The sequence below is a fragment of the Xanthomonas campestris pv. asclepiadis genome (assembly GCF_020784175.1).
In the GTDB taxonomy this organism is placed as follows: Bacteria; Pseudomonadota; Gammaproteobacteria; order Xanthomonadales; family Xanthomonadaceae; genus Xanthomonas; species Xanthomonas campestris_D.
In genome coordinates this window covers 103,213-110,757 of record NZ_JAJGQM010000012.1, presented here as the reverse complement: position 1 = coordinate 110,757, position 7,545 = coordinate 103,213, and the positions used below count along the sequence as shown (strand labels likewise).

General features: G+C 65.5%; 6 protein-coding genes. 2 read left to right on the top strand and 4 right to left on the bottom strand.

The window, feature by feature from the left end; all coding sequences use genetic code 11:
- Nucleotides 1-149: 149 nt before the first annotated feature.
- Nucleotides 150-1,046: a helix-turn-helix domain-containing protein gene (locus tag LL972_RS08290; RefSeq protein WP_228327176.1), complete on the bottom strand. Its 897-nt coding sequence runs from the start codon at nt 1,044-1,046 to the stop codon at nt 150-152.
- Between the two features lie 98 nt (nt 1,047-1,144).
- On the opposite strand from LL972_RS08290, the gene pobA reads away from it, so the two are divergent.
- A complete protein-coding gene (gene pobA, locus LL972_RS08285; protein WP_228327175.1) occupies nt 1,145-2,329 on the top strand; it encodes a 4-hydroxybenzoate 3-monooxygenase in 1,185 nt (394 codons plus the stop codon).
- A gap of 259 nt (nt 2,330-2,588) precedes the next feature.
- Nucleotides 2,589-3,101: a nuclear transport factor 2 family protein gene (locus LL972_RS08280; protein ID WP_104583857.1), complete on the top strand. Its 513-nt coding sequence runs from the start codon at nt 2,589-2,591 to the stop codon at nt 3,099-3,101.
- Nucleotides 3,102-3,236: 135 nt separating this feature from the next.
- On the opposite strand, the gene glpK is transcribed toward LL972_RS08280, so the two are convergent.
- The 3 genes from glpK to glpD all read right to left on the bottom strand — a co-directional run bounded on the left by glpK (nt 3,237) and on the right by glpD (nt 7,384).
- Complete coding sequence (gene glpK, locus LL972_RS08275) at nt 3,237-4,736, bottom strand: glycerol kinase GlpK (RefSeq protein WP_047126261.1); 1,500 nt, start codon at nt 4,734-4,736, stop codon at nt 3,237-3,239.
- Between the two features lie 133 nt (nt 4,737-4,869).
- Nucleotides 4,870-5,691: an MIP/aquaporin family protein gene (locus LL972_RS08270; RefSeq protein ID WP_104650579.1), complete on the bottom strand. Its 822-nt coding sequence runs from the start codon at nt 5,689-5,691 to the stop codon at nt 4,870-4,872.
- A 178-nt stretch (nt 5,692-5,869) separates the two neighbouring features.
- Nucleotides 5,870-7,384 (bottom strand): glycerol-3-phosphate dehydrogenase, encoded by a 1,515-nt coding sequence (gene glpD / locus LL972_RS08265; protein ID WP_228327174.1) that lies wholly within the window; start codon nt 7,382-7,384, stop codon nt 5,870-5,872.
- Nucleotides 7,385-7,545 lie beyond the last annotated feature (161 nt).

Here is a 7,545-nt window from a genome sequence, read left to right as displayed (position 1 = left end):
TTGCGGGACACGCCGTGAACCCGTCCCTGGGGGCTCGGTGGCGGCATCCATGCCGCCACACGGTCCCGCAACCGGCGAGGACACCGCACCAGACAGTCTGCTGGTTACTTTGTTGAAAGCCCTGCAACCACGCAGCAGATCAGCCGCTCTTAATCGCCAGCGCGAAAGCGCGTCGGCGAACAGCCGGCGTGACGTACGAAATAGCGGCTGAAATACGCAGCGTCGAAAAATCCAAGGTCGGCGGCGATCTGTTGCACGCTCAGGCTGGTGTAGCGCAGGCTGCGGCGTGCTTCGAGCATGATCCGGCGCTGCAGTAATTGCAGTGCCGAGGCGCCGGCCAGTCGCTGGCACAACGCGTTGAGATGGCCCGGGGTCAGGCCCAATTGCTCGGCATAGCGGGAGATCGGCCAGTGCGCGCGGTAGTGTTGGTCAATCAGGGCCTGATAGCTGCGGAGATGGCGTAATGCGGGGTCGGCATACGGGCTGACTGCGGCAGCATCCTGTGCGTGTTCCAGCGCCTTGCGGGCGGTCCAGATCAACAACTGCGCTGCGGCGGCGTGCGTTGCGGCCTCATGGCCGACGCGTCGGCAGGCATGGTCGTCGGCAATGCTGGCGAACAGCACGTCGAGTAATCCGCGTGCGCGCTGTGCGCGCAGGACCTGCGGGATGGTCAGGGCAGCCTGCAACAGCGGTGCAGCACTCAAGGCGCTGCGTACCAGCGGCATGCACAAGGTGATGATGTGGCCGCGCACCCGCGGATCGAACCCGAAGCCATGCACGCACAGTGGCGGTAGCCAGATCACGCGCGCACCACGCACGTGCTGGCTGCGGCCATCCAGCTGCAGCGTCGCCGGCCCGCGTTGCACGTACAGCAACTGTGCCAGGTCCTCGTGCCGGTGCGGAGCGATGTGCCAGTCATGTAGCCGGCTGCGTGCGGCAATCGACTCCCAGTGCAGCAACTCGGGTGTGTCGGCATGCTGCTCGCCGTACAGGCCGAAGGCGGGAACCGCAGTAGCTGCGGCAGTGGCGTGCGCGCGTGTGGGCATCGTCGAAAAGTCCAAGCACTGCACGCAATCATCCCTTCAAAGCATGTGCTTGGCTACCCACACTGGCCTGCATCCGTCGGCTGAGGCAGGAGCATTGCATGCGAACCCAGATCGCGATCATCGGCGCTGGCCCCTCCGGCCTGTTGCTGGGCGAGTTGTTGCTGCGGGCCGGTATCGATACCGTGGTGATCGAGCGGCAGACCCCGGAGCATGTGCTGGGGCGTATCCGTGCCGGCGTGCTGGAACAGGGCAGCGTGGCGCTGCTGCAGCGGGCAGGCGTTGGCGCACGCGTGCAGCGCGAAGGCTTGCCGCATCACGGCTTCGAACTGTCGCTGGATGGCCGGCGGGAGCGCATCGATCTGCTGCGCGGCTGCGGACGCAGTGTCACCGTCTACGGCCAGACCGAGGTCACTACCGATCTGATGCAGGCCCGCGCGCGCAGCGCCGCGCCAACGTATTACAGCGCGCAAGACGTGACGCTGTGCGGGGTGGACGGCGATGCGCCTGCGGTGGAGTTCACCCATGACGGCCGGCGTCAGCGCATCGACTGCGACTATATCGTCGGCTGCGACGGCTTCCATGGCATCAGCCGCGCCAGCATTCCGCCCGAGCGACTGCGCCTGTTCGAGCGGGTGTATCCATTCGGGTGGCTTGGCGTGCTTGCCGACACCCCGCCGGTGCACGACGAGTTGATCTACGCGCAGCACCCGCGCGGCTTCGCGTTGTGTTCGATGCGCTCGCCGACGCGTTCGCGCTATTACGTGCAGGTACCGGCCGATGCGCAGGTACAGGCATGGAGCGACCAGGCATTCTGGGATGCGTTGCGTGCGCGGTTGCCCGAGACGCTGGCTGCGCAATTGGTCACCGGGCCATCGATCGAAAAGAGCATTGCGCCGTTGCGTAGCTTCGTCGCCGAACCAATGCAGTACGGACGTCTGTTCCTGGCTGGCGATGCGGCGCATATCGTGCCGCCCACCGGTGCCAAGGGCTTGAATCTGGCACTGGCCGATGTCGGTCTGCTTGCGCAATTGCTTGAGCGCTGGAACGCGCGTGGCGACGCCGAGGTGCTGCAACAGTACTCGGCGCTGGCGCTGCAGCGCGTCTGGAAGGCCGAACGGTTTTCATGGTGGATGACCACCTTGCTGCATACCTTCGACGACCAGGACGCGTTCACCACACGCATTCATGCCGCAGAACTGGAGTATCTGCTGGGTAGCGAGGCAGGGCGCGCTACCGTGGCCGAAAACTATGCCGGCCTGCCACTGGTGGAACTGCCGGAGTGAGCGTCGCCATGGCCGTTGCCGGAGATGTCTCATGTGCGCGCGAAAGAATTCGGCTGCAGTGGTTACCTTCGGATTACCACCAATGCCGGAAGTGCCCTGGTGCACTCCGGGGCGGCTAGCGGACCGGCAGACGCGGCCGTTAGGCTGGCGACGACGCGTAGAAACCCCTGTATGCCAAGGCGCGTCATCCCCCAATCAGCGGCGCACCGTGCTGGCGTCCCAGCCAGCGTAGCGCCCGTCTCCACATAAGGAGTCTTCCATGAATAAGCTGTTCTCCCGCGCCTTGCTGCTGGTCATGCTGGTAGCGCCGGTGGCTGCGTTCGCGCAAACCGCAGTGACTGAAAATCCCAACCACCAGAAGATGCTGCTCGGTTCCACCTGGCCCGAGACTGTCAACAAGCGGCTGGTCTACGACTTCTGGCGCATCGTGTTCGAAGCCGGGCAGGTGCAGGAAGCACCGAAATACATGGACAAGAACTACATCCAGCACAACCCGAACGTGGCGAACGGCCGCGATGCCTTCATCGCGTTCCTGACCGCGTTCGTGCCGCCGACACCGGTGCAGGAACGCGTGCAGCTGCCGCTGGTGGCCATCACCGCCGACCGTGACCTGGTCACGCTGGTGTCGGTGCGCACGCTGCCGGATCCGCGCGATCCGAGCAAGACCTACACCACCACCTGGTTCGACATGTTCCGCATCGAGAAAGGCCTGATCAAGGAGCACTGGGATCCGGACACCATTGCCGGCCGCGCCAATACCGGCGGGCAGTAATTGCTGCTGCGTTGCAGGGCTGCAGCGTGCAGCTCTGCAATGCGTGATCCATGCAGGAAGTAACAAACATGCAAGCGGTTGACGAAAACGACAACGCCCGCCTGATGGCGGGCGTCGTCGTCTTGATGGCAGCGGTCAGCTGATACGGAAGCCCATCGTCGCCTCCACCGCCTGCTGCCAGCCGGCATAGAGTTGTTCGCGCTTGTCGTCGGGCATGGTCGGCTCGAAGCGGCGATCCACCGCCCACTGCTTGGCGATCTCTTCGCGGCTGCTCCAGAACCCGGTTGCCAAGCCGGCCAGATAGGCCGCGCCGAGCGCAGTGGTTTCGGCCACTTCCGGGCGCAGCACCGGTACGTTGAGCATGTCGCTCTGGAACTGCGCCATGAAATCGTTGGCGATTGCGCCGCCGTCGGCGCGCAGTTCCTTCAGTTCGATGCCCGAATCGGCCTGCATCGCGGTCAACACGTCGCGGGTCTGGTACGCCATCGATTCCACCGCCGCGCGCACGAAATGTTCCTTGGTGGTGCCGCGGGTCAGCCCGAACACCGCGCCGCGGATATCGCTGCGCCAGTACGGCGCGCCCAGGCCGACGAAGGCCGGCACCAGATAGACCCCGTCGTTGTCGCCGGCGCGTTCGGCATAGGCCTGCGAGTCGCTGGCCTTGCCGAGCATGCGCAGGCCGTCGCGCAGCCATTGCACCACCGACCCTGCGACGAAGATCGAGCCTTCCAGCGCATATTCGACCTTGCCGTCGATGCCCCAGGCAATCGTGGTCAACAAGCCGGCCTTGGACGCGACCGCCTTGTCGCCGGTATTCATCAGCGCAAAGCAACCGGTGCCATAGGTGTTCTTGGCCATGCCCGGTTCGAAGCAGGCCTGGCCGAACAACGCCGCCTGCTGGTCGCCGGCGATCCCCGCGATCGGCACCTGCTCGCCATAGAAATACTGGGTCTGGGTCATGCCGTAGATTTCGCTGGACGAGCGCACCTCCGGCAGCATCTCCTTCGGCACGTCGAGCATGGCCAGCAGCTCAGCGTCCCATTCCAGCGTGTGGATGTTGTACATCAAGGTGCGCGAGGCGTTGGTGTAGTCGGTGACGTGCACCTTGCCGCCGGTGAGATTCCAGATCAGCCAGCTGTCGATGGTGCCGAACGCCAGCTCGCCGTTACGCGCACGCTCGCGGGCGCCGTCGACATGGTCGAGGATCCATTTGACCTTGGTGCCGGAAAAATACGCATCGATCAGCAGGCCGGTCTTGTCGCGCACCATCTGCTCGTGCCCGGCCTCCTTGAGTTGCGTACAGATGTCCTTGGTCTGCCGCGATTGCCACACGATGGCGTTGTAGATCGGCTGGCCGGTGGCCTTGTCCCACACCACCGCGGTCTCGCGCTGGTTGGTGATGCCGATGCCGGCGATCGAGCGCGCATCGATCTGCGCGTTGTTGAGCAGCTCGGTGATCGTGGTGTAGACGCTGGTCATGATCTCGCGCGGGTTGTGTTCCACCCAGCCCGGCTGCGGAAAGATCTGGCCGAACTCGCGCTGCGCCACGCCGGCCACCTTGCCGTTGCGATCGAACAACATCGCCCGTGAGCTGGTGGTGCCTTGATCGATCGCAAGGACGTATTGCTTTTCCATCGGAGATTCCTCAAACAATGCCGGCGCTGGCGCACGGCGAGAAAGTGGGCAGTCCGCGCCGCTGTTCGAGAGGCCAAGGAAACCGGGGCCTGCTCGGCGGCGGCGCGGTGCTGTCAGTCGTGCAGCAACGCGGTCAGCGCGGATCGAGCGGCGCTTTGCCGCCTTGCAGGTGGCGCACGCGTGCCGGCAGGAACGGCAGGATCAGCCACTGGTAGGCAAGCGCGCCGATCGGGCCGCCGATCAACGGGCCGACGATCGGTATCCACCAGTAATTGTCCTTGGCCGGCAAGGCGGCCTCGCCCCAGCCGGCAAGGTAGGCGAACAGACGCGGGCCGAAATCGCGCGCCGGATTCATCGCCCAGGCTTCGAGATAGCCCATCGACGCGCCCAGCGTCGCCACCAGCAGGCCGATCATCAGCGCGCCGGAATTGGCGGTCGGCGCAGCTTCGTTGAACTGCTCGGTGATGGCGAAGATGCCGAAGATCAGGAACGCGGTGATGATGATCTGGTCGACCAGCGCATGCATCGGCGTGACCGCAAGGCCGGGCGCGGTGAAGAACACCCCGGCGGCGCCACCGGCTTCGCGGGTGAGCTGCTGCACCTGGTTGTAGTGGTCGATCACCGGGCCATACAACTGGTAGACGATGGCCGCGCCCAGAAACGCACCGATCACCTGCGCGCCCCAGTACGGCAGCACCTTCTTCCAGGAGAACCCGCGGAACAATGCCAGCGCCAGCGTCACCGCCGGATTGGCATGCGTGCCGGACACCGAGCCGGTGACATAGATCGCCAGCGTCACCGCCAGGCCCCAGGCGATGCACACGCCCCAATAGGCGTTCTGGTACGGGCTGGGATCGTAGAGGACGTACATCGCCGCGACCGAGTCGCCGAGCGCGATGATGATGAACATCGCCACCGCTTCGGAAATCAACTCACCCACGAGTTGGCGGCTCATGCGCGCGACCTCATGCCGATGGCGATGACGCAGGCAGGGTGGTGCGATGCGCGCGTCGGCGCGCAGGGGTGTTCGGTAATGCTCATCAGGGGTGCCCTCCACATGACTCAGGATGATGCTGGCGAATGCGCCAGGATACGTTGCCGCACGACCCGTCCTCGCCGGCAACGCGGTTCGATCAGGCCGGCACGACGTCCGCCTGCTGGACCGAGTGCGTCTGCAGATACGCTTCCAGGCGTTCGCGCCCGGCCGCGTCGATACGCAGGCCGAGTTTGCTGCGACGCCACAGGATGTCGTCTGCGGTCACGGCCCACTCGTGGGCACGCAGGTAATCCACCTCGGCCTGGTAGAGATCGGCGCCAAAGTGCGTGCCCAGGGCGGCGATGTCCTGCGCCTGGCCCAGCAGCTGCTCCGCACAGGTGCCGTAGTTGCGTACCAGCCGCTGCGCAGTCGGCGCCGGCAGCCACGGGTATGCGTGGCGCACGCGCTCGAGCAGGCTGGCGATATCGCGTTGTTCGCCGCCAGGCAATGCATCGCCGCGCGCGGTCCACGCCGGCTTGCGGGCACCCAGCGCCTGGGTCAGGCGGTCGACCGCTTCTTCGGCCAGCTTGCGATAGGTGGTGAGCTTGCCGCCGAACACGTTGAGCAACGGCGCGCCGTCGGTAAGCACTTCCAGCTGGTAATCGCGGGTGACTTCGGCAGCGTTGTCCTCGGCGTCGTCCAGCAGCGGACGCACGCCGCTATAGCTCCACACCACGTCGGCAGGGGTGATCTGCTGCTGGAAATACAGGTTCACCGCCTCGCACAGGTACTGCACCTCGGCCGCATCGATGCTGGGTGCGGCGGGGTCGGCCTGGTAGTCCACGTCGGTGGTGCCGATCAGGGTGAAGTCGTGCTCGTACGGAATGGCGAACACGATGCGCCGATCCGGTTGCTGAAAGATGTACGCATGGTCGTGGTCGAACAGTTTTGGCACCACGATATGGCTGCCCTTGACCAGCCGCAGTGCGTGCTTGTGCGGTACCGCGGCCACCTTGTCCAGGAACGACACCGCCCACGGCCCGGCCGCATTGGCCAGCGCACGCGCCTGCACGGTGCGGCGGCGGCCGTCACGGTCTTCCAGTTCGGCGTACCAGAAGCCCGCATCGCGCCAGGCACCGACGCAGCGTGTGCGCGTGCGGATCTGTGCGCCGCGCCTGGCGGCGTCCATCGCATTGAGCACCACCAGCCGCGCGTCCTGCACCCAGGCATCGGAGTACACGAAGCCGGTGCGCAGCGATTCCTGCAGCGGCTGGCCGACCGGGTGCGTGCGCAGCGACAGCCGGCGCGAGCGCGGCAGGCTGCGCTTGCTGCCGCCGAGATGGTCGTACAGGAACAGGCCGGCGCGGATCATCCAGGCCGGACGCAGATGCGGTTGATGCGGCAGCAGGAAGCGCAGCGGCCAGATGATGTGCGGCGCCAGCCGCAGCAGCACTTCGCGCTCGGCCAGCGCCTTGCCGACCAGCGCGAACTCGTACTGCTCCAGGTAGCGCAGGCCGCCGTGAATGAGCTTGGTGCTGGCGCTGCTGGTATGCGCGGCCAGGTCGTCCTGCTCGCACAGGCACACCGACAGGCCGCGTCCGGCCGCATCGCGGGCGATGCCGACCCCGTTGATGCCGCCGCCTATCACCAGAAGATCGTATGTCTCGCCCATCGGTGCCTCCGTCCGGGCGCGCAGGAGCGAACCCAAGATGTCATGTTCGAACATATTCGAACATCAAACCTTTTTGGAACGTGAAGAGCTGCAACGCCCGGGCTGCGGACGAAGCTGCAATGTTTGAGCCTATCGGGAACTCAAATTCGATCGCCAGGGCC

Bases quoted from the DNA above. Each gene is read 5' to 3' on its own strand.
- glpK (WP_047126261.1), bottom strand. From the start codon at position 4,736: ATGGAAAAGCAATACGTCCTTGCGATCGATCAAGGCACCACCAGCTCA.
- LL972_RS08280 (WP_104583857.1), top strand. From the start codon at position 2,589: ATGAATAAGCTGTTCTCCCGCGCCTTGCTGCTGGTCATGCTGGTAGCG.
- LL972_RS08270 (WP_104650579.1), bottom strand. From the start codon at position 5,691: ATGAGCCGCCAACTCGTGGGTGAGTTGATTTCCGAAGCGGTGGCGATG.
- LL972_RS08290 (WP_228327176.1), bottom strand. From the start codon at position 1,046: ATGCCCACACGCGCGCACGCCACTGCCGCAGCTACTGCGGTTCCCGCC.
- pobA (WP_228327175.1), top strand. From the start codon at position 1,145: ATGCGAACCCAGATCGCGATCATCGGCGCTGGCCCCTCCGGCCTGTTG.
- glpD (WP_228327174.1), bottom strand. From the start codon at position 7,384: ATGGGCGAGACATACGATCTTCTGGTGATAGGCGGCGGCATCAACGGG.